This window comes from Aurantimonas sp. Leaf443 (genome assembly GCF_001425575.1).
GTDB lineage: Bacteria > Pseudomonadota > Alphaproteobacteria > Rhizobiales > Rhizobiaceae > Leaf443.
This window is the reverse complement of sequence record NZ_LMRD01000010.1, coordinates 95,657-118,161: the sequence shown is the minus strand read 5'-3', so window position 1 is coordinate 118,161 and position 22,505 is coordinate 95,657. Positions and strand designations below refer to the sequence as shown.

Below are 22,505 nucleotides of genomic sequence, written 5' to 3'. Positions count from 1 at the left end.
TGGTCCGTCCGGTTCAGCCGTTCATGGCCTTGTGGATGGCGAACACCACGAGGGGAAAGCCGATCATCCAGAGGACCGGGGCGGCGGCCATGAGAACGGCCGCGAGGCCGCGTGCGATCGGGTTCTTGATCGTCTGGCGCATACTCGATCTCCTGTTGTTCCTTGACCGCCCCTTGCGGCAGTTCCGACCTCTCGACGCGGCATCCGGCCGGGGTAGCTGCCTCGCCGGGCATCCCGGCGACGCTTGCGCTTGGGCATCGGCGTTCCCCGGCAGGATGGCGCATGAGGTCTTGAGGAACGGCGTCAGGCGGTGGTCGGATTCGAGGGATCGAGCTTGCGCTGCGGGCGGGTCGCGCGCCGGAGCTCACCTGTCCCGAACCCCAGCACGATGCCCGCGACCATCACGGCACCGCGCCCCATGAGCGCGTCTATTTCGCCTGTCGTGGAGAACGCGATGAGGCCACCGACGCCAAGGACGGCGGCGACGAGATAGCCGGCGGCGAAGACGACGAGGCGCACCGCCGGGCGACGGCGGAGCGCGGTGGTGATGGTCGTCGGTAGTAGCATGGCGGGTCCTCCTTGGCTGGTCGTGTAACCAGCGTGAGGCCCGTCCGGCGCGGCGTCCAGGTCAGGCCGCGCGGGCCTCCTTGGCGATGGCGATCTCGGCGGCCCATTGCCCGGCTTTGAGGCTAGACACGATACCGCCGTCGCCTCCGTTGTCTGGGTCCAACGGGTTCTTCACCTCCCAGAAAAACCCGGGGACGATGTCACGGTCTTCGACGCTCGCAGTCCAGAGGATGCCGTCGATCTGCACTTCGGCGAGCAACCCACCCAGCCGAACGTCGCGCCTTCGCATCTGTCGGGTCACGTCCTGCCAGATGATCGGCCCCCGAACGCCCGTCGCCTCGCACCAGTAGCGGAGGTCTCCCGCCTCGGGCCGCTGGAGACCGAGTGCTGCGCGGCTGCGCACGCCCGCGAGAAGTGCGTCGGCCGTCTGAACGCACGATTTGCAACCGCAGAGGTCGCCGCCACACCACTCGCATGGAGCCTCCTCTTCGTATCGCGGTAGCTTCGCGACCGCGAGGCAGTCTTGGCATAGGTGGATCATCATGCGCGCGTCTCCTTTGGCTGTAGGACCAGCGTGAGAGAGGCTCGGAGCGGCGTCCAGGTCAGACGGCTGCCGCGACTTTGGCACGGGCGAGTTGGAGCGCCCACGCGCCGTCCTCGCGGATGCACTGCACCTCGGCAAGGCAGGCACCACAGGCGAGCATGGCGGCGTCCTCGACATCGGTCGGCGAGAGCGGCCCGAGGGCGCGCAGACGGTCGATGGCGACCGCGATGGCGCTCGGGCGCTGGCATCCAGTGCAGGCCCGCCCGGTCCAGATGGCAACTCCCTCCTCGGCGGCGATCTCTTCCATGTCCGTCCCCTCAATGCCGGGCGACTCCCTAATGGCCGCCGGCCGTCGCCTTCTTCCGGGAACGGGAATGGGCGTCAAGCGGCGATCGGCAGGACCGCGACCGGACGGCGCGCGAGTTCGGCGACGACCTCCGCGACGGTCGGCGGCACGATCCCGGGAACGGCGGCGGCGGTCGCGGCGATCGCGTGGGCGATGGCAGCGCGCGTGCCGGCTCCGCCGCATGCCTCGACGCGCTCGGCGGTTCGCCGGACGAGGTAACGGCGGGTGCGGTCGTCGGCGGTCGCCTGTCGCGCTGCCTGGGCTTCCTCGGCGGTACGGCGGCGAGCCTCGGCCTTCGCCGCGATGACGCGGAGCCGTTCGTCAGCCACGGCGGAGACCTGCGCCAGGATCGATGCGAAGGCCGTCCCGTCCAGAACGGGCGCGGCCTCGATCGTGGCGAGGAACGTCCCGGCGAGGCTCGTCCGCAGGATCGTGCGCCACGTCGGCGACGGCACGTCGCCAACCTTGAGCGCCTCTTCCGTGAGGTCGAACGCGCCGCCCGTCTCGTCGTCGTCCTCCGCATCGATCCCAAGCGCAGCGGCGAGCCGGGGCGTCACGACGCACGAGCGCGTGCCGGGCATCGCCTCGGCGAACTCGCGCCAGAGGCCATAGGACGGCATGTCGCCATCGATCGCGTCCTCGGCGATGTCCCAGGGCGTGCGTCCGGCAGCGTGGCTCTTGCGGCCCGACGACCCGGCCGCCAGTTCCCAGGACGTTCCCTTGGCGATGTACTCGCCCGCCGCCTCTGGGCTCGCGGCGATCTGGATGCCCTGCGCGTGCCGGAGCGCCTTGCCACCGCGCGCTTCGACGGCGCGCATGAAGCGCTCGATCAAGGCCTCTCCAGCGGCGCGCGCGTCCGCCTTGTCGGCGAGGCAAGCCATGCCGAAGTGGATGTGGAAGTGCCAGCCGTACCCGCCGTGCGTGACCTCGGGCGCGACAAGGACGCCGGCGATCCCGCCGCGTCGCTTGATGCGCTCCCACGGGGCGCCGCGACGAGCGGCGGCGAAGCTCTCGGACACGAGACGCTTGAGGTCGGCGAGACGATCGGCAGGGCCGTGCGAGACGGTGACGAGGCCCATGACGAAAGACCCGTCGTGTTCGGTCGTCGCCTCCACGACACGCTGCACGCGGGCCTGCCGGATCGCGGCGACGGCAGGCGCGCAGGTCGGACAGAGCCAGCCGGAGCCGCAGCGGTACACGCCGGAGACGAAGGCGCGGCGCGTGCCGTCCTCGCGGGTCCGGCGGTGGATGCCGACGCTCTCGACGTCGAAGCCGGGGCGTCCGCATCCGCAGACGGACGGCCCGCGCTCGTCGGGGGCGAGGCCGATGCGGAGCATCCGGGAGATGCCCGACATGAGGTCCCATCGACGCTGGGTCGTAGGGGCTGCCGCTCGGGCCGTCTCGTCCCTCTTCTGCCGTGCTTGACGCTTCGCCTTGGCCCTCTGCGCCTCGCTGGAGAGAGGGGGGGTGAATGTAGCTCCTCCGTTGGCAAGGCCCGGCCCTGACGGCCGGGCGGAGGTGTCCATCGGTGCGGTCGCGGTCGGGATGGTCGCGAGAGTCCCTGACGTGGCGGAGGGGGGCTCGAAGAGGGCGTGGACGGTGGCCTTGACCGAACCGACGATCGGCTCGCGCGACGGGCGGACGAGGCGCTGCGCGGCGGCGGCATCCGGACGCGGGCCGCGTGCGTTCGCGGCAGCTTGGAGCCGCGCTGCGATCCCGCCATCGGCTGGGCGATGCGGCTGCAAAATTTGTTGACGGGCTGGGTTTGGGGAGGCTGTCGGCTGGCTGGGGTCTATGCCCAGCCGCGGGTTCACTCGAAGGTGCCGTTGACGGCGCGGAAGCCGATTGCCATTGTTGAGCCTCTACCAGAGGCCTCCCGTAGCGTTGACGCGCGATGACCGGGGGGCCTTTCCTTTTTCAGGGTTCGGCGGATCGGCGCGGGCGTCAAACGGTCGGCGGAATTTAACTAGGTGCCAGTTAACTTTTGCGGCCGTGGAGCGGCGGTGCAGCCGTCGCGAGCCGGACGGACTGGGGCGCCGCTCGGCGGGTAGGGCCGTCCACGTTTTCCAGCCCGGAGCCCGGGCCGTAGCCGGAGGCGAAGCAGGCGGGGCGCGCCGCGCCCGTGAGGTAGCGCCGAAGGGGTGCCCCGACTGTGGTAAACGGGGGCGGGCTGGGTTCAGTCGGCGGCTTCCTGCGAGCTCGAGGGAGCCGCCTGATCCCGCTTGGACGAGTTCTCCACGATCGCTTGGAGCCGGTCGGGAAGGTCGGCCTTACGGCTTTCGCATTCCCAGACGATCTCGGGCCGCCAGCCTAGCTCTTGGAGCGTCTCGAGGTTCCGTCGATCCCGTTGAACATTGGCCTCGAACTTCGCTTCCCAGAAGTCTCGACGCGTCTTCGGGGTCGAGGCCATCCGGCATCCCTCGTGGCGGTGCCAGAAGCAACCGTGGACGAAGATCGCAAGACGGTGCCGCGGCAGAACGATGTCGGGTCGGCCTGGCAGGTCTCGCCTGTGGAGGCGGAATCGCAGTCCCAAAGCATGCAGGGCGCGACGGACGACGAGCTCAGGCTTCGTGTTCTTGCCCCGCACCTTCGCCATCAGTGCCGACCGCTCCGACGTCGGCGGAGGCTCGTTGTCGTCCAATGTCGGGCCTGAAGCGTCGGGATCGTCGTCCATGGTCAGTGGAATGCTCCGAGACGTTCTCGAGTGGTCGTCGACGATCGAGCTGAGTGGTCGTGCTCGGCTCGAACCCTTTCCGGGCTGCTCTACCGATACATCCGGACATGGTCGACGAGGATGTCGCCGATCGCCCTGCTCAAGGTCACTGGGACCGCATTGCCGATCAGGCGTCCGAGCCTAGCGAAGCTCGTCGGCTCTGTCTCGGGAATGAACGAGTAGTGCCGCGGAAAGCCCTGAAGCATGGCGGCCTCCCGGAGACTGATGGCGCGGTCCTGCGTAGGGTGGCCGAACCGACCGTTGCCATAGCCGAAGCATTGCGTCGTGATCGTCGGCGCCGGGGCATCCCACTCCATGCGACCATAGACCGAAGGGAATGTCGCGCCTGTGTCCCTCACGTGGCACGCAGCTCTAAGGCCTGCGGGCCAGTCGCGCCACGTCCCTCCGGGAACGGAAGCCTTGATGCGTGAAAGGTTCACCTCGCTCAGGCGACTCGCGCAATGCAGACGGTCCTCGGAGTCCACTTCGCCCGCGGCCAACGGGGGCAGCGCTCCGATCGTCGAGCGCACCGTCGCTCGGGCCCGACCGAACTGCGGAACGGAGATGGGGCCGAGCTTCGACGCGAGCAGGACCAACCGCTTGCGCTTTTGCGGAAGACCAACCGAGCTGCACTCAACGATCTGGTAGTCGAGAAAGTATCCATCGAGCTTCCGTACGAGCGTCTCGAACACGGCTTGCCGAGCGAGCGGCGGGACGTTCTCCATCGTGACGAGATCCGGCTCAACCGCCTCGACTAGGTCAGCGAACTTCTCGACCAGCCTCCAATCCTCCGCCCCGCCTCTTCCTCGCCGGGGCCCGCCGTCGCGCTTGGCTCCACGGGAGTAGGTCGAGAACGGTTGGCAGGGTGCGCAACCAGCCAAGAGGGTCACGTCGCTTCCGGACAGGGCATCGGTGATTGTGGATGCGTCGAGAGCCGAGACATCCTTGGCGAGGAAGGAAGCCCGCGTGTTCCTGGTGATCGGGTGTTTGCAGTCGCTGTCGATGTCCACACCGAGCCGAACGTCGATTCCCGCTTCCTCCAGTCCGAAGGTCAAGCCACCGACGCCACAAAACAAGTCGACCGCCGAGATCGTCGAGGCGTTTGTCATGTCACGATCCGATAGCGCTCCGCGGCAATGTAGTCCTCGAAGGCATCGACGGCATGGCCGAGGAAGTCAAGGGTGACGTCCGCCAGCTCGCGAATGCTCTGAAGCGTGATGTCATTCGCGCCATCTTCGAACGACCTTCTACCGTGTGCAATCGCATTTCGTCGATCGGCCACGAACTCCACAGGTGTCATCCCACGCAGATCGGCACGTTTCTGAAGGCGACGGTGCATGTCCGGTGGCATGGTAACCTGCACGCGAAGCCGCCGAGCGAAGGTGTAGACCAACTCATCCGACCACGATCCAGAAGGCTTCTTCAGGGTACGGGATTCGGGCGAGACCGTCCCCAAGAGGTGCCGCGCGGCAGTGTGGACTATACGCAATCGACCTTCCTCACCGCCGTCCGAAGCGGATGCGGCATGCTTGCGTAGCCATTCCTTGAGCGCGTCCTCCGTCCATTCGGTTGGGGGAGCGCTACCGATCGCCCGACCCACCACATCCATGACCCCAGTCATCGTCGACTCGAGGACATTGTAGATGTGGACGACAAGTCCCGACTTGATTGTCAGCAGATGCCGAACCGTCAGTTCAAGCTCCCCTAACGAGCTTGTCTCGCCTTCGAAGATCTGAGTCTGCACGGCTTGGGCGAGGGAGAAATGGATGTCGAATTGCTCCCTTCGTTCTAGGAGCGATCGGCGGGCGGGCGTCATTCGTTCGTCAGGATCAAGCGAACGAGATCGATCCTGCCCTCAAGTTTCGAGCGGACATTGGCACCATCGGAGACGACAAGATCATCGAAGCCTGCAAGCTCCATCCGCCGCGCGATCTCGCCCGGATCAAGGGAAAGATCAGGGTTTTCACGAAGAGCAAGCGCGGAGCCCACCGCAATAGCCTCGAAACGGACACGCGGAACAGTCCGGCCTCCGGCCGGCTTCTGGAAGCCATGCGGGAACGATGTCGCCACGAAGGAAAGCATGCGTTCGAATTCCGTACGCATGGTCGGCACGAGTCCCGGCTCTCTATCCGCCTTTTCGTTCGCCCACTTCACGTATTCAAACAGGAATCTCTTTGGTCGATCCCGATAGCCGGGGAAGCGCCCCTGGTCTGTCTCGTTAGTGTCCACATAGGCAAAGAACCGCGTGACCAGTTCTTCCCGTTCTCGCTGATCAACCGATTTTTGGGTAAGAGGCGTCATTCGGACGAAATCGGCGGACTCGGCCAATTCCTTGAAAAGATCGGTCACGGGGCCGGGCAGTGAACCGCGTCTAATCTCAGCCTCGTTCGCCGTCGTTCCAGACCTGTTGATCCGGGCAAACATCTCCGCCCGCGTTGCCGCGTCGGTTTCCGTATCCAATACGATCGTGCGGATCGTGACATCCTCGAGCTTGTTCTGACGTTCGCCGGGGAGATCCGAGTAACGGAAACCGTTGAGCTCGGGAACGAGAGATAGGTCCCGAAGTCGAAGGTCCTCCTTCAAGAAGGCCCTCATGGCACGCATTCGCTGCGATCCGTCGACGATCTCCATGCGACCGCTCTGCGTCTGGTAAAAGAACATGAACGGTATCGGCAGGCCGACAAGAAGCGACTCAATGAACTGGGACTGCTGCTCGGGATTCCAGGCGAGATTCCTCTGGTAGGACGGTACGAAGTAACGACCGTTTACCTCGTCGTCGAACCGCCCGACATAGAAGGACACGGGATATTCCGCGATCGTGAATTTGACCTGGCGGGAAACCGCGGCCAGCGACTCTTCTGCCGCCGCCACCCGCTCTGGCTCAAGTACTGTTGCTTTCTTGGCCACGGCCTGATGACTCTCCGCTCGTTGCAACCTTGTAGCGTGTGGCCACGGCTTGGAACCACGCTCTAGGTGAATCATCGATCTTGTACCCACAATGGGTATCGAGAACCAGTGATCGGCCATATCCAATACTACCGCGCGGTCTAAATCGGTGTCGGCCTCTAGGGAGCGCCAGCGTACGGATCTCGACAGTTCGCCGCCGCCGGAGAATGCACGCAAGCCCCACACGCTCTTCCGCTCCTAGGCCGTAACGGCAAATCTGGTTACGGGGTGCAGGTGAGAACGGTCGAGCTATTCTGCGGTGCCGGGGGGTTGTCCCTAGGTTTAGGGCGTGCTGGTTGCGATGTCGTCCGCGCGTTCGACGTGTGGCCGACAGCGGTGTCGGTCTATCGCGCGAACTTGGGCAATCATGCAGAGGTCGCCGATCTGGGGGACCTGCTCGCCGTGGCGCCCACCGTTGCCGCGCTGCGGCCTGCGCTCATCGTCGGCGGGCCACCTTGCCAAGATTTCTCTTCGGCCGGCCACCGCATCGAGGGAGACAGGGCATCCCTCATGATCGCGTTCGCAATGACCGTGGTGGTCGCCCGGCCAGAGTGGTTCCTACTCGAGAACGTGCCGCGCGCTTCCAAGTCAAAAGCTTGGGCGACCTCGCGAGAACTCCTCGTACGAGCCGGTTACGGGCTAACGGAAGCGATCGTGGACGCGAGCAGGTATGGCGTGGGTCAAGCTCGTCGACGTCTTCTGGTGGTTGGCCGCTTGGGGGAGGCGAACGGCTTCCTCTCGTCGGCGATCCGGGAAGCGGCATCGGAGCGTCCTACGACGATCCGCGACATCTTGGGAGGCGATGTCGGCGCGATGATCCATACGCATCCCCGGCATGCGGGTAAGAGGCGTTTCTGGAGCTCGGACGGTCCCGCCCCGACGATCCGCGAGTCGTCCAGACGCCCGATGCCATCGTATGCCCTTCTGTCCGTGGCTGACCAAGCCTTGCTTACCGCGGGCGCGGTCTTCGTTCGCCCCTACGGCGGAGGACGCGGCGTCCGGAGCGTCGACGAGCCGTGTGCCGCGATCGTAAGGACGTCGTCTGGACGGCCCGGTCCGCGGTACCTCTCGGCACCACACCGCGACGACATCGCACCTGCATGCACGGTCCCAACCTTGACCCAGCACCAAGCGAGCCGATTGCAGGGGTTTCCCAGCGAGTGGGACTGGTCTCCGGCGACCCGCATGCGGGACATCGACCAGATGATAGCGAATGCCGTTCCGGCGGGATTGGCGGAAGCGATCGGCCGCCTGATCCTGGATCGAGATCGGGGAGAGAGCATGCCCACCTTGGAGCCGGGTTTCTCCAAATGGCTTCGGACACGTGGCATCGTCGGACAGGTGCTCAGGAATCGCCGTTCGCAACTCGGCCGCGCGCGGCGGCTGCTCGGTGGCCGAATCCTTGCCGATCCTGCCGCGGAGCTCGCGGCACTCGAGGCGACCCACGGGTTCGCGGCGCTCTCGACGGGTATCCGATCGGACCTTCGCGCGGCGCTGCGTCTGCATGCGGAGTGGCGGGCGCTCCCGTCGCCGATGCCGCGCCGGGCCAGACCCATGAAGTTGACGGACGCGGTCGAGGAGACGTCGGGCAAGCGGGAGGCTGCCTAACCCCCTCCTGGTCCTTTGGACCTGCTCCGACCCTCCCAGGAGGGTCTCACGCCCCCCGCAGGGGCGACGTCGGTTCACCCGGATCGCGCCGGCTACGCCGACGCTCCCCGGTCGCGCATCTTTGCAAGGATACGGAGGGCTTTCGCATCTTCGTCCGGACGCGGAATGTCCTCGAGCCCGGCGAGGCCGGACGGGTCGGAGTCGTCGTTGAGCCAGAGGCGCCATGCCGTCATCCTCGACGCTCCTACGATCGACGGGACCTCATCTGCGGGAATGCCGGGTCGCGGCATCAAGACGGCAAGCACGCCTAGGTCGGGATCGTAGCGGACCTCGGCGACAAGCTGGCGAAGCTGCTCGGCAAGGCGCGTGCGAATCGCGTGACGCTCGTCACCTTCCGCCTCATCCATCGCCCGCGACAGGTCCACGGCTTCGCCAAGACGAGCCTTGAGGCCTGGGTCGGCGGCGGCTGTCGCGGCTGCCTTCGTGGCATCGGCAAGTTCGCGTTTGATCGTCTTGGCTTCGTCGCCGAGTGTACGATAGCGGGCAACTGCTCCCTCGTCGCCTTCCTCGACCAGTGCCAAGAGCCGCGCGCGGGCGCGCTCGACCTCGGCAAGCCGGGCGGCGAAGATAGACACGCGATCGGCCTCGGCGGTCGGCTGCGCGCCGTTCAGAACGGCGCCGGCATCAACGTAGGCAAGACCTCGGAGGAGGCGGTGCTCGATGTGATCGACTCGCCAGCGGCCGGAGTTCTCGCAGCCAGCCTTCCGACTGGCTGTCGAACATTCAAAGAAGGGCTTCCCGTTCTTGGTGCCGCTCCCCTTGTTGACGAGGTGCATGGCCGCTCCGCAGCGCGTGCAACGGCCGAGGCCGAGGAGGAGGTGGGCAACGCCTCTTCCACGTCGACCGGCCGCGACGCGGCGTCCCTGCGATGCCTGTTGGGCGCGCCAGTACGTGTCCTCGTCGATGATCCGTGGGTAGTAGCCGATGACGGGGTCTCCGGCAGGTTGACGAGTCCCGGCCCGGCTGCTGCCGACGTGAGGCTGGTACTCGCCGAGGACGAGACGGCCAGTCAGAATCTTGCCGACCGTCGATGTTTGCCAGCCGACGCCGCCGCGCCATGTCGGCGTCCCCGCCTCGTTCAGCTTGGCGATGATCTGCCTTCGCCCGTAGCCCTCGATCGCCCATCGGAAGATCGTCAGCACGACCTCAGCGCGGTCCTCGCGAACGACGAACCGCCCGTCCTCGAGCACAAGCCACTCGGGGCACCGCGAGGTAAGGGGGCGGCCCTCCTCGCGGGCGGCAGCCTTCTTCGCGGCCCATGCCGCCCCGACGCGCTCGCCCTTGATCCTGGATTCCTCGTGGGCGCGAGCCATGACGGCGATGCTCACGATAAGGGGCGTCCAGTCGGTTCGCAGCCTCTCCTCCGAGTAGATCTGCCCATCGGAGAGCGTAACCACGATCACGCCTGCGCGGATCAGGTCGAAAAGCCTCGCCGCGGCATCGAGAACGGCCTCGCGGGACAGGCGGTCCAAGGATTCGACGATCAGGAAGGAGCCTCGCGGAACCTGCCCGGATTCGACCAGCGATAGGAACGAACGAAGCGCTCCTATGTCCCGGTGGGCACCCTTGAAGGCGGAGATGCCGAGGTCGCGGAGACTGTCGTCGAGGTCTAAGCCGCGAGCCTCGCACCATGCACGAGCGGCGGCAAGCTGGCGACGGAGCGAGTCCCCCCGGGCCTGATCCGGCGTGGAGAAACGGATGTAGCTGAAAGCCTTGGGCACCGGGCGTACTCCATCGATTCGGTGCCCTTTATGTAGCACATTCTCCTGATGGCCGGGCCGCCGGGCTCCGGCAAGTCGATGCTCGCCCAGCGCCTGCCCTCGATCCTGCCGCCGCTCGGGGCGCGCGAACTCCTCGAAGTCTCGATGATCGCCTCGATCGCGGGCGAGCTTTCCGGCGGGCGCCTTTCCGACCGCCGGCCCTTCCGCGCCCCGCACCATTCGGCCTCGATGGCGGCGATGGTGGGCGGGGGCATCCGCGCCCGGCCCGGCGAGGCCTCGCTCAGCCATCGCGGCGTGCTCTTCCTCGACGAACTGCCGGAATTCTCGCCCGTCGTCCTCGACTCCCTTCGCCAGCCGCTGGAGAACGGCGAGGCGGTGATCGCGCGGGCCAACCATCGCGTCACCTATCCCGCCAAGTTCCAGCTCGTCGCCGCCATGAACCCGTGCCGCTGCGGCATGGCCGGCGAGCCCGGCCATACCTGCCGCACCGGCCCGCGCTGCGCGGCGGACTATCAGGCGCGCCTCTCCGGCCCGTTCCTCGACCGCATCGACCTGCGCGTCGACGTGCCGGCGGTGACCGCCGTCGACCTCATCCGCCCGGCGCCCTGCGAGACCTCCGCCGCCGTCAAGGCGCGCGTCGAGGCCGCCCGCGCCGTGCAGGCCGAGCGCTACGCCGCGGCGGGCCTTGCGCCCGGCACGACCAACGCGCTCTGCCCCGCCGCCATGGTGGAAGGCGTCGCCGCGCTCGACCAGGGCTCGACGCGGCTCCTGAAGGACGCCGCCGAGCAGATGCGCTTCTCCGCCCGCGCCTATCACCGCATCCTGAAGGTCGCCCGCACGCTGGCCGATCTCGACGGAGAGGATGGCGTGCGCCGGGTTCACCTCGCGGAGGCGATCTCCTATAGGATGGCGGGCGAGCGCACGGCCGCCGCCGGCTGAGCGCCGCCGAGCGGCGACGGTATTCGAACCGGGGAGCAGGCATGGAACAGGGTCGGGTTCTTTCCGTCGCAAGCGACGGCGACCATCGGTTCTCGAAGCGACCGCGGGCAGAGATCCGGATCCTCGCGGGCCTGGGCGTCGAGGGCGACGCGCATCAGGGCGAAACCGTGCGGCACCGCTCGCGCGTCGCCCGCGATCCGACCCAGCCGAATTTGCGCCAGGTTCACCTCATCCATGCGGAACTCTTCGAGGAACTGTCCGGCAAGGGATTCGAGGTCGCGCCGGGCGATCTCGGCGAGAACGTCACGACGCTCGGCCTCGATCTCCTCGCCCTGCCCACCGGCGCGCGCCTTCGCCTCGGGGCCGATGTCGTTCTCGAAGTGACCGGCCTTCGAAACCCCTGCGCGCAGATCGACGCGTTCCGGAAGGGCCTGATGGCGGCCACGCTCGACAAGGGGCCGGACGGCGAACTCCTGCGCAAGGCGGGGGTCATGGCGATCGTGCACAGCGGCGGCACGGTCCGGCCGGGCGACCCGATCCTCGTCGAACGCCCGCCTGTGCCGCACCGGCCTCTGGCGCCGGTCTGACGGGGCGGCGGGCTCCCTTCACGGCGCCCGCACCCGGCCCTCCAGGTCTCAATCCGCCGGCGCGATCTTCAGGATCTCGCCATTGCGCTCGTCGGTGGCGACGTAGATCGCCCCGTCCGGACCCGCCTTCACGTCGCGGATGCGAAGACCGAGGTCGGCGAGGAGGCGTTCCTCCCCGGTGACCTTGCCGTCCTCCATGGTCAGGCGCACGAGGTCGGTCGTGGCGAGACCGCCTGCGAAGGCGTCGCCCTTCCAGTCGGCGAAGAGGTCGCCGGTGTAGAATTCGAGGCCCGAGGCGCCGATGACCGGGGTCCACTGGTGGACCGGGTCGGTCACGCCCGGGGCGGTCTTCTCGCCGGTGCCGACGGGCGTGCCGTCGTAATTGACGCCGTAGGAGACCTCGGCCCAGCCGTAATTGGCGCCCTTCTCGATGAGGTTCAGCTCGTCGCCGCCCTTCGGCCCGTGCTCGGTGAACCAGATCGCGCCCGTCTCGGGATGGCGCGCGCCGCCCTGGATGTTGCGGTGGCCGTAGGACCAGATCTCGGGCAGGGCGCCGTCCCGGCCGACGAAGGGATTGTCTTGCGGCACCGAGCCGTCGAGGTTGAGGCGCACGACCTTGCCGAGATGGTTGTCGAGATCCTTGGCGCGGTTGCGGATCGGCTGGTCGGAGCGCTCGCCGAGGCCGAGGAAGACGTGCCCCTCGCCGTCGAAGACGATGCGCGAGCCGAAATGCTTGTTGCCGGCATAGCGCGGCAGCTGGCTGAAGACGGTCGTCACGTCGCTCAGCGACGTGCGGTCCGACGAGAGGACGCCCTTGGCGAGCGCCGTCGAATTGCCGCCTTCGGCGGGCTCGGAGAAGGTGAACCAGATCGTCGCGTTCTCGGCGAAGCCGGGATCCAGCGCGACGTCGAGAAGGCCGCCCTGGCCGCCGGCGTCGATCTCGGGAAGGCCGGAGATCGGCGCACCGAGCGTGCCGTCCGGCGCGGCGACGCGCAGGCGTCCGGCCTTCTCGGTCACGAGCATGGCGCCGTCCGGCAGGAACTCGAAGGCCCAGGGATTGGCAAGACCGGTCACGGCCGTCGTCACCTGCAGCGGGCCGGCTTCGGAGGAAAGTTCGCGGTCGAGCGCCGCGGCCGGCAGCGCGGTGGCGGCAAGCATCGCGCCGGCGAGCGCGACGAGGGCGGGGCGGCGATTGGCGGCGGCGGTGCCACGCATGGGGCGTCTCCATTCCTTCGGCGGTGAGTGTCGCCTCGGGATGTGGGGTGGCAGGCCGCCCCTGTCCGCCCGTCTTTCGCAAGCGTGATCGCGGCTTGACCCGCGCCTTCAGAGGCTCGCGGCGGCGCGCGCGTCGGAGAGGACGCGGCCGGCGCGGTGCATGTCGGCCTCGTGGCCCGGCTCGCGCTCGGTCTCCGAGAGCGCCGCCGCATGCCATTCGACCATCGCGGGCAGGGCCAGGAGCCGCTCGACATAGGCCGCGGCCGGCTCGGGCAGGAGGAGGCCGTAGGTGCGCACGCGGAAGGCGACGGGGCAGAAGAAGGCGTCGGCGGCGGTGAAGGCCTCGCCGGCCAGGAACGGGCCGCCGAAGCGCGTGAGCCCTTCCTCGAAGATCGCGCCCACGCGCCCGATGTCCGCCTGAAGCGCCGGGGGCATGTCGGAGAGCGCCACGCGCACGCCGCAGCTCATGGTGCAGATGTCGCGCAGGACCGGGAAGCCCGCATGCATTTCGGCGCAGGCCGAGCGCGCGAAGGCGCGCGCCGCGCGATTCGAGGGCCAGACGCCCGGATGGGTCTCGGCGAGCGTCTCGACGATGGCGAGCGAGTCCCACACCGTCAGCCCGTCCGTCTCCAGCACCGGCACGCGGGCGGTCGGGGAAGCCGCGCGGAAGGCGTCCTTCGTCTGCGGCCCGAAATAGAGGATGCGCTCCTCGAAGGGGATGGCGAGCGCCTTCATCAGCACCCAGGGGCGCAGCGACCAGGAGGAATAGTTCTTGTTGGCGATGGTGAGGCGCATCGTCGGTCGGTCCCGTCCCGCTGTCAGGAGGCGATGGCGGCGCGGCCGCCGATCCGCGAGAGGATGGCGGCGGCCTCCGGCAGGTCCTTCAGCGGTCCCTGCGGGCGCGGGCCGATCTGGCCGATGATGTGGCCCGCCGCGACGACGCCCAGCCGGGCGCAGTCCTCGTGGCCGAGCCCGGCGGTGAAGCCGCGCAGGAAGCCGCTGGCGAAGAGGTCGCCCGCGCCCGTCGTGTCGACGACCTGGGGAACGTCGCTCGCGGGCACCGCAAGGCGCATGGCGCCTTCCACGATCACGCAGCCCTTTTCCGAGCGGGTGACCGCGGCGAAGCGCTTCACCGTGGTGGCCAGCCTGTCCATCGCCTCGTCGAGCGACGCGGTCTCGTAGAGCGCCAGCATCTCGCTCTCGTTGGCGAAGACGATGTCGACCGTGCCGGAGGCGATGAGCTCGAGGAACTCGGCCCGGTAGCGGTGGACGCAGAAGGCGTCCGACAGCGTCATGGCGACCAGCCGGCCATGCGCATGGGCGATGCGCGCCGCCTCCACGATCGCCTGCTTGGCGAGCGGGGGGTCCCAGAGATAGCCCTCGAAATAGGTGACGGCGGCGGCCGCGACGACGTCCGGGTCGATGTCGGCGGGCGAAAGCTCCACGCAGGCGCCGAGATAGGTGTTCATGGAGCGCTCGCCGTCCGGCGTCACGAGGATCATCGAGCGGGCCGTCGGGGGGAAGTCCTGAAGCGGGGCCGTCTCGTAATGGACGCCGAGCGCGGTGATGTCGTGCCGGAAGATCGCGCCGAGCTGGTCGTCGCAGACCTTGCCGAAATAGGCGCCCGTGCCGCCGAGGCTGACGAGGCCGGCCACCGTGTTGCCGGCGCTGCCGCCCGAGGTCTCGATGGCCGGGCCCATCGCGTCGTAGAGATGCACGGCGCGCGTCGCGTCGATCAGCGTCATCGCGCCCTTGTCGATGGCCTCGCGGGCGAGGAAGGCGTCATCGGTGCGCGAGATGATGTCGACGATGGCATTGCCGATCGTCAGGACGTCGAACTGCATCTTGGATCCGTCCGGTCGAGGGGTTTCCGGACCCTTTAGCCGTCCGGGCGCGCGATGGCCAGCATCGCCGTCCGCGCGGCGCATTGCGGCGCCTTTCGCCGCCCCCTATTTCTGGGCCGGCCCATCCACGAGGGGAGCGATGCATCCATGATCCTCACGAGCGCCCTGCGCGCCCTCGGCGACATCCTCTCCCCGCCCTTCCGGGCCGCGCTGTGGAAGGTGCTCGGCCTCACCGTCCTCGTGCTCGTCCTCGCCTGGTTCGGGCTGGAGGCGCTGTTCGAGGCGGCGGCCTGGCCGCATCTCTCCGCCTGGCTGCCGGCCCCGCCGGACTGGGCGCAGGGCTTCGCCTCGGGCGCGGGCACGCTCGCCTGGTTCGCGGCCGGCTTCGCGCTGGCCGTGGGCCTCGCCTTCCTCATCGGCCCGGTGAGCGCGGCCATCGCCGGCCTCTTCCTCGACGACGTGGCCGAAGTGGTGGAGAGCGAGAGCTATCCCGATGCGCCGGCCGGCCGGGCCATGCCGCTTCTGTCGGGCCTCTTCCTCTCGGTGAAGTTCCTCGGCATCGTCATCGTCGGCAATCTCTTCGCGCTGACGCTGCTGCTCGTGCCGGGCGTCAACCTCGTCGCCTTCTTCCTGGTGAACGGCTATCTGCTGGGGCGGGAATATTTCGAGTTCGCGGCCCTGCGCTATCGCGACACGGACGAGGCGAAGGCGCTGCGCGAGCGCCACAAGGGCAAGGTCTTCGCCGCCGGGCTCGTGGTCGCCGCCTTCATGGCGGTGCCGCTCCTCAACCTCCTGACGCCGCTCTTCGCCGCCGCCATGATGGTGCACCTGCACCAGCGGGTCATGGCGCGCGAGGGCGGGATCGGTTCTCTGGAGGCGAGGGTGCCGCCCGTGCTTGCGCCAGAACGCGAGGCGAGCCTGCTCCCTCCGCGAGCTCCGTGAGCGGATACGGCACGTCGCTGCGCTTCTCCGCCGCCTTGCAGAGATCGGCGACGACGCAGGCCTCGCAGTCGGGCGTCCGGGCCTTGCAGACGTAGCGCCCGTGCAGGATCAGCCAGTGATGGGCGTGGCGACGGTAGGGCGCGGGGATGATGCGCAGGAAGCCCGCCTCCACCGCCTCCGGCGTCTTGCCCGGCGCCATGCGCAGCCGGTTGCCGAGCCGCAGGATATGCGTGTCGACGGCCAGCACCTCCTCGCCGAAGGCGCTGTTGAGGACGACGCTCGCCGTCTTGCGCCCGACGCCCGGCAGCGCCTCGAGGCTCTCGCGATCGCGCGGCACCGCGCCGCCATGCCGCTCGACCAGCGCCTGCGCGAGCGCGGCGACGTTCCTGGCCTTGGTGCGGAAGAGGCCGATCGTGCGGATATGCGCCTCGATCGCCGCGACGCCGAGGCCGGCCATGGCCGCCGCGTTGTCGGCCCGCGCGAAGAGGGCGCGCGTCGCCTTGTTGACGCCGGCATCGGTCGCCTGCGCCGAGAGGACGACGGCCACGAGGAGCGTGAACGGGTTGGAATGTTCCAGCTCGCCCTTCGGCTCGGGCCGCTGCACGGCGAGCCGGCGGAAGAACTCCTCGATCTCGGCCTTCGAATAGGGAATGCGGGGCGGCCGGGGCGCGGCCGGCTTCGCGGCGCCGGCCTTGCGTGGCCGAGCGGGGAGCGCGGCGCCTGCGACCTTGCGCCCGGCCGTCCCCGCCGCCGCGCGCTTGACCTTGGAACCCGGGGTGCCGATCTTGTCCGCCATTCCCACCCTATAGCGGGGCGCCCGCATGGCTGACAATTCGCGTGACGGGGAGAGCGAGGCCGATCGCCCGATCTTCCACGCCCTGCTCGTGCCCTACCGCTCGCTCGGGCGCCGCGGCTTCCTCTTCCTCATGGCCTTCGTCTCCTGCGTCAGCGCGGCGGTGGGGCTCGCCGCCGTCGCGCACGGCGCCTGGCCGGTCTTCGGCTTCTTCGGGCTCGACGTCCTCCTCGTCTGGGGCGCCTTCCGCCTTTCCTACGCCTCGGCGCGGGCGCGCGAGGAGGTGGTCGTCTCGCGCACCGATCTCTCCATCCGCAAGACCTCGCCGCGCGGCCGTGTGCGCGAGGCCCATTACAACCCGTTCTGGGCGCGCTTCGCGGTGCGCCGGCACGCGGAGTTCGGCATCCTCTCCATGGCGATCAGCGGCGAGGGGCGCGCGACGGAGCTCGGCGCCTTCCTGAACCCCGACGACCGCGAGAGCTTCGCCAAGGAGTTCAACCGCGCGCTCCTCACCGCCAAGGGGCGCTGAGCGCGGCTTGGCAGGGGCCGGCCCCTCTGACAGAAGGGCGGCATGGACCACGCGCCCCTGCCGTTCCGCCACATTCTCCTCGCCCTCTGCGTCGTGGCCGTCTGGGGCACGAACTTCGTCGTCATCCGCGTCGGGCTCGACCATCTGCCGCCGCTGCTCTTCGCCGGCCTGCGCTTCGTGCTGGCGGCGCTCCCGGGCATCTTCCTGCTGCCGCGGCCGAAGGCGCGCTGGGGCAATCTGGCCGCCTACGGGCTCCTCATCGGCTCGGGGCAGTTCGGCCTCCTCTTCGTGGCCATGCGCGGCCACATCTCGCCGGGCCTCGCCTCGCTCGTCATCCAGTTGCAGGTCTTCTTCACCATCGGCCTCTCGGTGGCGCTGGCGGGCGAGCGGGTGCGCGGCTTCCAGTGGGTGGCGCTCGTGCTGGCGGCGAGCGGCATTCTCGTCATCGCGCTGAATGTCGACGCCACGACGACGCCGCTCGGCCTCGCGCTGGTCGTGGCGGCCGCCTTCTCCTGGGCCTGCGGCAACATGGCGGCCAAGGCGAGCGGGGTGCGCGACATGCTGCCCTACGTGGTGTGGGCGAGCCTCTTCTCCGCCCCGCCGCTCCTCGCCCTCTCGCTCGCGCTGGAGGGATGGGAGGCCATCCGCGCCGGCGTCGCCTCGGCCGACGGCTGGACCTGGGCGGCGCTCGTCTGGCAGGCGGCCGGCAACACGCTCTTCGGCTACTCGATCTGGGCCTTCCTCCTCTCGCGCCATCCCGCCGCCTCGATCACGCCGATGGCGCTGCTCGTGCCCGTCTTCGGCATGGCCGCCTCGGCGCTCTTCCTCGGCGAGCCGCTGCCGGGCTGGAAGCTCCTCGCCGCGCTCCTCGTGATGAGCGGCCTGGCGCTCGGCCTCCTCTATCCGCGGCTGCGGGCGAGGCGGGCGCCGGCCTGAGGGCCGGTTCCTCCCCGGGGGGGGGGGGCCTTCATCGCCGCACCGAACGAGGTCCGCGCCGGAAAACGGGTGGCCGGCGCGCCCGCGGCGGGCCATGGTCGGGGCGAAGGGAGTTTCGAGATGACGCTACACGCCAGGATCGCCGCGCCCGCCGACCTGCCCGCACCGGGATCCGGCCCGGATATCGCGTCCGGCGGCGACTACGACCTCGTGCGCCGCACGGTGGAGTTCATCTCCACCGCCTTCCGCGGCCAGCCGACGCTCGCCGAGATCGCCCACGCGCTGCAGACGACGCAGACCCATCTGGAGGCGACCTTCCGGCGCTGGGCGGGGCTCAGCCCCAAGGCCTTCCTGCAGGCGGTGACGATCGACCACGCCCGGCGGCTCCTGGCCGAAGGCCTGCCGCTGCTCGACGCCGCCCACGAGGTCGGCCTCTCCGGTCCCTCGCGCCTCCACGACCTCTTCGTGCGCCACGAGGCGATGAGCCCGGGCGCGCACAAGGCGCGGGGCGAGGGGATCGAACTCACTTACGGCTTCTCGCCCTCGCCCTTCGGGCGCGCCATCGTCGTCGCCACGGGGCGCGGCCTTGCCGGCATCGGCTTTTCCGACGCCAGCGCCGAGGGCGACGCGGCCGCGCTCGCGGACATGGTGCGGCGCTGGCCGAAGGCGCGCTTCTCGCGCGACGACGCCGGCATCGCGCCGCTCGCCGCCCGCGCCTTCCGGCCCGACGAATGGCGCGCCGAAAGCCCCTTGCGCGTCGTCCTCATCGGCACCGATTTCGAGGTCCGCGTCTGGGAGGCGCTCCTGGCGATCCCCGTCGGGCAGGCGACGACCTATTCGGACATCGCCACGCGCATCGGCAGCCCGAAGGCGCCGCGCGCCGTCGGCGCCGCGGTGGGGCGCAATCCCGTCTCCTTCGTCGTCCCCTGCCACCGCGTGGTCGGGCGCTCGGGCGCGCTGACGGGCTATCACTGGGGCCTGACGCGCAAGCGCGCCATGCTCGGCTGGGAATGCGGGCTCCTGGCGCGCGAGGGGTGAGGGGCGGGTGGCTCCCGTCTCCCGGGACGGGAGAAGGCAAGGCGTCGCCGCCCCGTCCGATCCGGGCTCGCGATCGGCGCCGACCCTGCCGAACCCTGCGGCACGCCGTCCCGCGCTCTCGACCGGGCGGCGCCGCGCCCGATCTAGCCGCGCGCAACGGGAGGCGAGGGCGCATGGGCAGGCGAGGCGGGCAGGGGCTCCTGAGCGAGGCGGATGTCGAGGAGGCGTTCGGGCGCCTGAAGGCGCACATGCCCGGCCGCACGCCGACCGCCAAGGGGCCGAAGGACCAGAAGGACGCCTTCCGCTCGGTCGTCGCCTGCCTCCTCTCGGCGCAGAGCCGCGACGTCAACACCGCGGCGGCCACCAGGGCGCTCTTCGCGCTGGCGCGCACGCCCCGGACGATGGGCGCGCTCGACGAGGCGACGATCGCCGCCGCCATCAAGCCGTGCGGCCTCTACAACATGAAGGCGCGCAACATCAGACGGCTCTGCGCCTTCCTCCTGGAGGAGCACGGCGGCACCGTGCCCGACACGCGCGAGGGGCTGATGGCGCTGCCCGGCATCGGGCGCAAATGCGCCGACATCGTCATGAGCTTCACCTTCGGGGCCGACGTCATCGCCGTCGACACCCATGTCGACCGCGTCTGCAACCGGCTCGGCCTGACGGACGCGCGCAGCGCCGAGGAGACGGCGCACCAGCTCGAGGAGCGCGCGCCCGGCTGGGCGCGGAAGGACGGGCATTTCTGGCTCATCCAGTTCGGCAAGGCCGTCTGCCTCTCGCGCCGCCCCCGATGCGAGACCTGCGTCCTGAACGACCTCTGCCTCTTCTTCGCCGGCCGGCGCGACGCGGCGTGACCGGCCGGCCTGCCGTCGATCACGGGTTCCGATCGCCCCGCCGATCCTGTAGCTGAAGGCCGATCCCGCCCTCCTGCCCGTCCGGTCCGCCCATGCGCCTTCGCCTCCTCTCCGCTTTCCTCGTCCTGGCGATGCTCGCCGGATGCCGGGCGCCGGTGGTGGAGGGGACGGGGCGGCTGGCGATCCGCAGCGTCGCGGTGGTGACGGACCCGTCGGTGACGCGCCGCGATTTCGCGCCGAAGCTGCAGGCGGCGGTGTCGGAGGGGCTGATGGGCGGCGACACGGCGGGCCGGCCGGCGCGCATGACCATCCTGATCGACGACCTGACCTACAAGAACCCGGCGCTGACGCTGGTCCTGGCGAGCGCCAATTCGCTGACGACGACGGTGACGATCGCCGACGAGGGCGGCGCGACGATCCGCAGCTTCCATCTCGGCGTCGTGCAGGATGCGCTCGCGCGCGGCGTCACGGGCGCGGCCGGCGCGCTGGTCCAGGATCGCGACGCGGTCGACCGCGCGATGATCGCGGCCTATGCGCGCCAGATCCGCGACCGGATCTACGGGCCCGAGGGGCCCGCGCTCGGCGGCCCGCCGGTGCTCGGGCCTCCGGCGCCCCCGCCCCTGCCGCAGATGCCGGCGAGCGCGCGCGGCCGCGAGGCGGGGCCGGCGGCGCCCTGATCGCGCCGGGCCTTCCAAGTGACGTCCGCCCGCGCATTCGCATCGATTGTGGACGCGCCGGGTTCGCGCAGACGCCGCACCGCCCTCACGGCCGGGCGTGAGGGCCCGGCCTGAGGTCGTGGGCCTTCGTTCGGGCCGTCAGCTCAGCACTTCCTTCTCGCGCACGGTCGAATCGGCGTTGAGGCGGTAGACGATGGGCACGCCCGTGCCGATCTCCTCGGCCACGATGTCCTCCGGCGTCATGCCCTCCAGCGCCATGACGAGGGCGCGCAGCGAGTTGCCGTGGGCGGCGATGATGACGTTGTCGCCCGACAGGACCTTCGGCAGGATGACGTGGATGTAGTAGGGCCAGACGCGCGCGCCCGTGTCCTTCAGGCTCTCTCCGCCCGGGGGCGGCACGTCGTAGGAGCGGCGCCAGATATGGACCTGTTCCTCGCCCCATCTGGCGCGGGCGTCGTCCTTGTTGAGGCCGGAGAGCTCGCCGTAGTCGCGCTCGTTGAGCGCGACGGAACGGTGGGTCGGGAAATGCATCTGCCCGAGCTCGCTCACGATGAGGCCGAGCGTGCGCTGGGCGCGCGAGAGCTCGGAGGTGAAGGCGGTGCCGAAATGGATGCCGGCGGCCTTGAGGCGGCGGCCGGCCTGGCGGGCCTCCTCCACGCCCTTCTCCGTCAGATCGGGGTCCTTCCAGCCGGTGAAGAGGTTCTTCAGGTTCCATTCGCTCTGCCCGTGGCGGACGAGGACGAGGGTTCGGGTCATGGAAGGGGCTTTCGTTGGCGGATCGTCTGGAAGGGGGATGCTGCCGCGACGCGGCTCAGCCTGCAAGGCCGAGGACGTCGCGCATCGAATAAAGACCGGGCGGGCGGCCGAGCGCCCAGAAGGCGGCGGTGAGGGCGCCGCGGGCGAAGACGGTGCGGTCGGCGGCCACATGCGACAGTTCGAGCCGCTCGCCCTCGCCGGCGAGGATCACCGAATGCTCGCCGACCACCGAGCCGCCGCGCAGCGTGGCGAAGCCGATCGTGCCGGGCGCGCGGGCCCCGGTGATGCCGTCGCGCGAGCGCACGCTCACCGCATCGAGATCGACCGCGCGGCCCCGGGCGGCGGCCTGGCCGAGGAGAAGCGCGGTGCCCGAGGGCGCGTCCACCTTGTGGCGGTGGTGCATCTCCAGGATCTCGATGTCGAAGGCCTCCGCCGGCAGGGCCCTGGCCGCCTGCTCGACCAGATTGGCGAGGAGATTGACGCCGAGGCTCATGTTGCCGGACTTCACGATGCGCGCGCCCGCCGCATGCGGCCGCAAGGCCGCCTCCTCCGGCGCCGAGAAGCCCGTCGTTCCGATGACGTGCACGAGGCCGTGGCGCGCGGCGATGGCGGCGAAGGCGAGCGAGGCGGCGGGGGCGGTGAAGTCGAGGATGCCGTCGCAATCGGCGAGGCTCTCGAGATCGCTCGTCACCGGCACGCCGAGCGGGCCGAGACCTGCGAGCACCCCGGCATCCTCGCCCAGAACCGGCGAGCCCTCGCGGTCGAGCGCCGCGCCCACGCTGGCCGCGCCGCTCTCGGTCACGAGTTTCACGAGGGTGCGGCCCATGCGCCCCCCGGCGCCGACGATTCCGATCTTCATCGCGGTCCTCCCCTCGTTCGACGCCCGGACG

24 protein-coding genes and 1 pseudogene are annotated in these 22,505 nt (G+C 69.6%); 9 read left to right on the top strand and 16 right to left on the bottom strand.

Going from position 1 to position 22,505, the window contains the following annotated elements; genetic code table 11:
* Positions 1-13: 13 nt before the first annotated feature.
* The 9 genes from ASG48_RS18965 to ASG48_RS15290 form a co-directional block, all read right to left on the bottom strand.
* Positions 14-142: a hypothetical protein gene (locus ASG48_RS18965; protein ID WP_280138020.1), complete on the bottom strand. Its 129-nt coding sequence runs from the start codon at positions 140-142 to the stop codon at positions 14-16.
* A gap of 161 nt (positions 143-303) precedes the next feature.
* On the bottom strand, positions 304-567 hold the full coding sequence (locus tag ASG48_RS15325) for a hypothetical protein (protein ID WP_055851705.1): 264 nt from the start codon (positions 565-567) through the stop codon (positions 304-306).
* A gap of 61 nt (positions 568-628) precedes the next feature.
* A complete protein-coding gene (locus ASG48_RS15320; protein WP_055851702.1) occupies positions 629-1,111 on the bottom strand; it encodes a hypothetical protein in 483 nt (160 codons plus the stop codon).
* 58 nt (positions 1,112-1,169) lie between these two features.
* The gene (locus ASG48_RS15315; protein WP_055851698.1) at positions 1,170-1,418 is read right to left on the bottom strand and encodes a hypothetical protein; all 249 of its coding nucleotides are present in this window, start codon (positions 1,416-1,418) and stop codon (positions 1,170-1,172) included.
* Positions 1,419-1,492: 74 nt separating this feature from the next.
* Positions 1,493-2,812 (bottom strand): hypothetical protein, encoded by a 1,320-nt coding sequence (locus ASG48_RS15310; RefSeq protein WP_055851695.1) that lies wholly within the window; start codon positions 2,810-2,812, stop codon positions 1,493-1,495.
* Positions 2,813-3,633: 821 nt separating this feature from the next.
* Positions 3,634-4,131 (bottom strand): very short patch repair endonuclease, encoded by a 498-nt coding sequence (locus tag ASG48_RS15305; RefSeq protein ID WP_156381627.1) that lies wholly within the window; start codon positions 4,129-4,131, stop codon positions 3,634-3,636.
* Between the two features lie 89 nt (positions 4,132-4,220).
* Entirely contained in the window at positions 4,221-5,279 is a 1,059-nt protein-coding gene (locus tag ASG48_RS15300; RefSeq protein WP_055851689.1) for a DNA cytosine methyltransferase, read from the bottom strand.
* Positions 5,276-5,986, bottom strand: coding sequence for an MAE_28990/MAE_18760 family HEPN-like nuclease (locus ASG48_RS15295; RefSeq protein ID WP_055851686.1), 711 nt, complete (start codon positions 5,984-5,986; stop codon positions 5,276-5,278). The genes ASG48_RS15300 and ASG48_RS15295 overlap by 4 nt, the downstream gene beginning before the upstream one ends.
* Positions 5,983-7,293 carry a DUF262 domain-containing protein gene (locus ASG48_RS15290; protein WP_244486917.1) on the bottom strand — a complete coding sequence of 437 codons (1,311 nt, stop codon included), beginning with the start codon at positions 7,291-7,293 and terminating at the stop codon, positions 5,983-5,985. Before ASG48_RS15290 ends, ASG48_RS15295 begins: the two co-directional genes overlap by 4 nt.
* A gap of 51 nt (positions 7,294-7,344) precedes the next feature.
* Between ASG48_RS15290 and dcm the strand changes: the two genes are divergently transcribed.
* Complete coding sequence (gene dcm, locus ASG48_RS18020; protein WP_348271146.1) at positions 7,345-8,724, top strand: DNA (cytosine-5-)-methyltransferase; 1,380 nt, start codon at positions 7,345-7,347, stop codon at positions 8,722-8,724.
* Positions 8,725-8,816: 92 nt separating this feature from the next.
* On the opposite strand, the gene ASG48_RS15280 is transcribed toward dcm, so the two are convergent.
* Positions 8,817-10,505: a recombinase family protein gene (locus ASG48_RS15280; protein ID WP_055851673.1), complete on the bottom strand. Its 1,689-nt coding sequence runs from the start codon at positions 10,503-10,505 to the stop codon at positions 8,817-8,819.
* 42 nt (positions 10,506-10,547) lie between these two features.
* Between ASG48_RS15280 and ASG48_RS15275 the strand changes: the two are divergent.
* Positions 10,548-11,444: pseudogene (locus ASG48_RS15275) on the top strand (ATP-binding protein); the annotation flags it as partial.
* Between the two features lie 41 nt (positions 11,445-11,485).
* Positions 11,486-12,031, top strand: a complete 546-nt coding sequence (locus ASG48_RS15270; protein ID WP_055851670.1) for an MOSC domain-containing protein — start codon at positions 11,486-11,488, stop codon at positions 12,029-12,031.
* 48 nt (positions 12,032-12,079) lie between these two features.
* Here the strand turns inward: ASG48_RS15270 and ASG48_RS15265 are convergent, their stop codons facing one another.
* The 3 genes from ASG48_RS15265 to ASG48_RS15255 form a co-directional block, all read right to left on the bottom strand.
* Positions 12,080-13,246 carry a PQQ-dependent sugar dehydrogenase gene (locus ASG48_RS15265; RefSeq protein WP_082529515.1) on the bottom strand — a complete coding sequence of 389 codons (1,167 nt, stop codon included), beginning with the start codon at positions 13,244-13,246 and terminating at the stop codon, positions 12,080-12,082.
* A gap of 108 nt (positions 13,247-13,354) precedes the next feature.
* A complete protein-coding gene (locus tag ASG48_RS15260) occupies positions 13,355-14,041 on the bottom strand; it encodes a glutathione S-transferase family protein (RefSeq protein WP_055851666.1) in 687 nt (228 codons plus the stop codon).
* 23 nt (positions 14,042-14,064) lie between these two features.
* A complete protein-coding gene (locus ASG48_RS15255) occupies positions 14,065-15,090 on the bottom strand; it encodes an adenosine kinase (RefSeq protein ID WP_055851663.1) in 1,026 nt (341 codons plus the stop codon).
* A 147-nt stretch (positions 15,091-15,237) separates the two neighbouring features.
* On the opposite strand from ASG48_RS15255, the gene ASG48_RS15250 reads away from it, so the two are divergent.
* Positions 15,238-16,032 (top strand): sulfate transporter family protein, encoded by a 795-nt coding sequence (locus tag ASG48_RS15250; protein ID WP_082529514.1) that lies wholly within the window; start codon positions 15,238-15,240, stop codon positions 16,030-16,032.
* On the opposite strand, the gene nth (ASG48_RS15245) is transcribed toward ASG48_RS15250, so the two are convergent.
* The gene (gene nth / locus ASG48_RS15245) at positions 15,932-16,828 is read right to left on the bottom strand and encodes an endonuclease III (RefSeq protein ID WP_055851659.1); all 897 of its coding nucleotides are present in this window, start codon (positions 16,826-16,828) and stop codon (positions 15,932-15,934) included. The genes ASG48_RS15250 and nth (ASG48_RS15245) overlap by 101 nt on opposite strands.
* Before the next feature lie 25 nt (positions 16,829-16,853).
* Between nth (ASG48_RS15245) and ASG48_RS15240 the strand changes: the two genes are divergently transcribed.
* The 5 genes from ASG48_RS15240 to ASG48_RS15220 all read left to right on the top strand — a co-directional run bounded on the left by ASG48_RS15240 (position 16,854) and on the right by ASG48_RS15220 (position 20,859).
* Positions 16,854-17,354: a DUF2244 domain-containing protein gene (locus ASG48_RS15240; RefSeq protein WP_055851656.1), complete on the top strand. Its 501-nt coding sequence runs from the start codon at positions 16,854-16,856 to the stop codon at positions 17,352-17,354.
* Between the two features lie 42 nt (positions 17,355-17,396).
* Positions 17,397-18,290 (top strand): EamA family transporter, encoded by an 894-nt coding sequence (locus ASG48_RS15235; protein ID WP_055851653.1) that lies wholly within the window; start codon positions 17,397-17,399, stop codon positions 18,288-18,290.
* Positions 18,291-18,410: 120 nt separating this feature from the next.
* Entirely contained in the window at positions 18,411-19,328 is a 918-nt protein-coding gene (locus ASG48_RS15230) for a bifunctional helix-turn-helix domain-containing protein/methylated-DNA--[protein]-cysteine S-methyltransferase (RefSeq protein ID WP_055851645.1), read from the top strand.
* 173 nt (positions 19,329-19,501) lie between these two features.
* On the top strand, positions 19,502-20,182 hold the full coding sequence (gene nth, locus ASG48_RS15225; protein ID WP_055851640.1) for an endonuclease III: 681 nt from the start codon (positions 19,502-19,504) through the stop codon (positions 20,180-20,182).
* 92 nt (positions 20,183-20,274) lie between these two features.
* Positions 20,275-20,859 (top strand): hypothetical protein, encoded by a 585-nt coding sequence (locus ASG48_RS15220; protein WP_055851637.1) that lies wholly within the window; start codon positions 20,275-20,277, stop codon positions 20,857-20,859.
* A gap of 138 nt (positions 20,860-20,997) precedes the next feature.
* On the opposite strand, the gene ASG48_RS15215 is transcribed toward ASG48_RS15220, so the two are convergent.
* Together ASG48_RS15215 and dapB are read right to left on the bottom strand one after the other, a co-directional pair.
* The gene (locus tag ASG48_RS15215; protein WP_055851634.1) at positions 20,998-21,615 is read right to left on the bottom strand and encodes a 2,3-bisphosphoglycerate-dependent phosphoglycerate mutase; all 618 of its coding nucleotides are present in this window, start codon (positions 21,613-21,615) and stop codon (positions 20,998-21,000) included.
* 55 nt (positions 21,616-21,670) lie between these two features.
* Positions 21,671-22,474, bottom strand: coding sequence for a 4-hydroxy-tetrahydrodipicolinate reductase (dapB, locus tag ASG48_RS15210; RefSeq protein ID WP_055851630.1), 804 nt, complete (start codon positions 22,472-22,474; stop codon positions 21,671-21,673).
* Positions 22,475-22,505 lie beyond the last annotated feature (31 nt).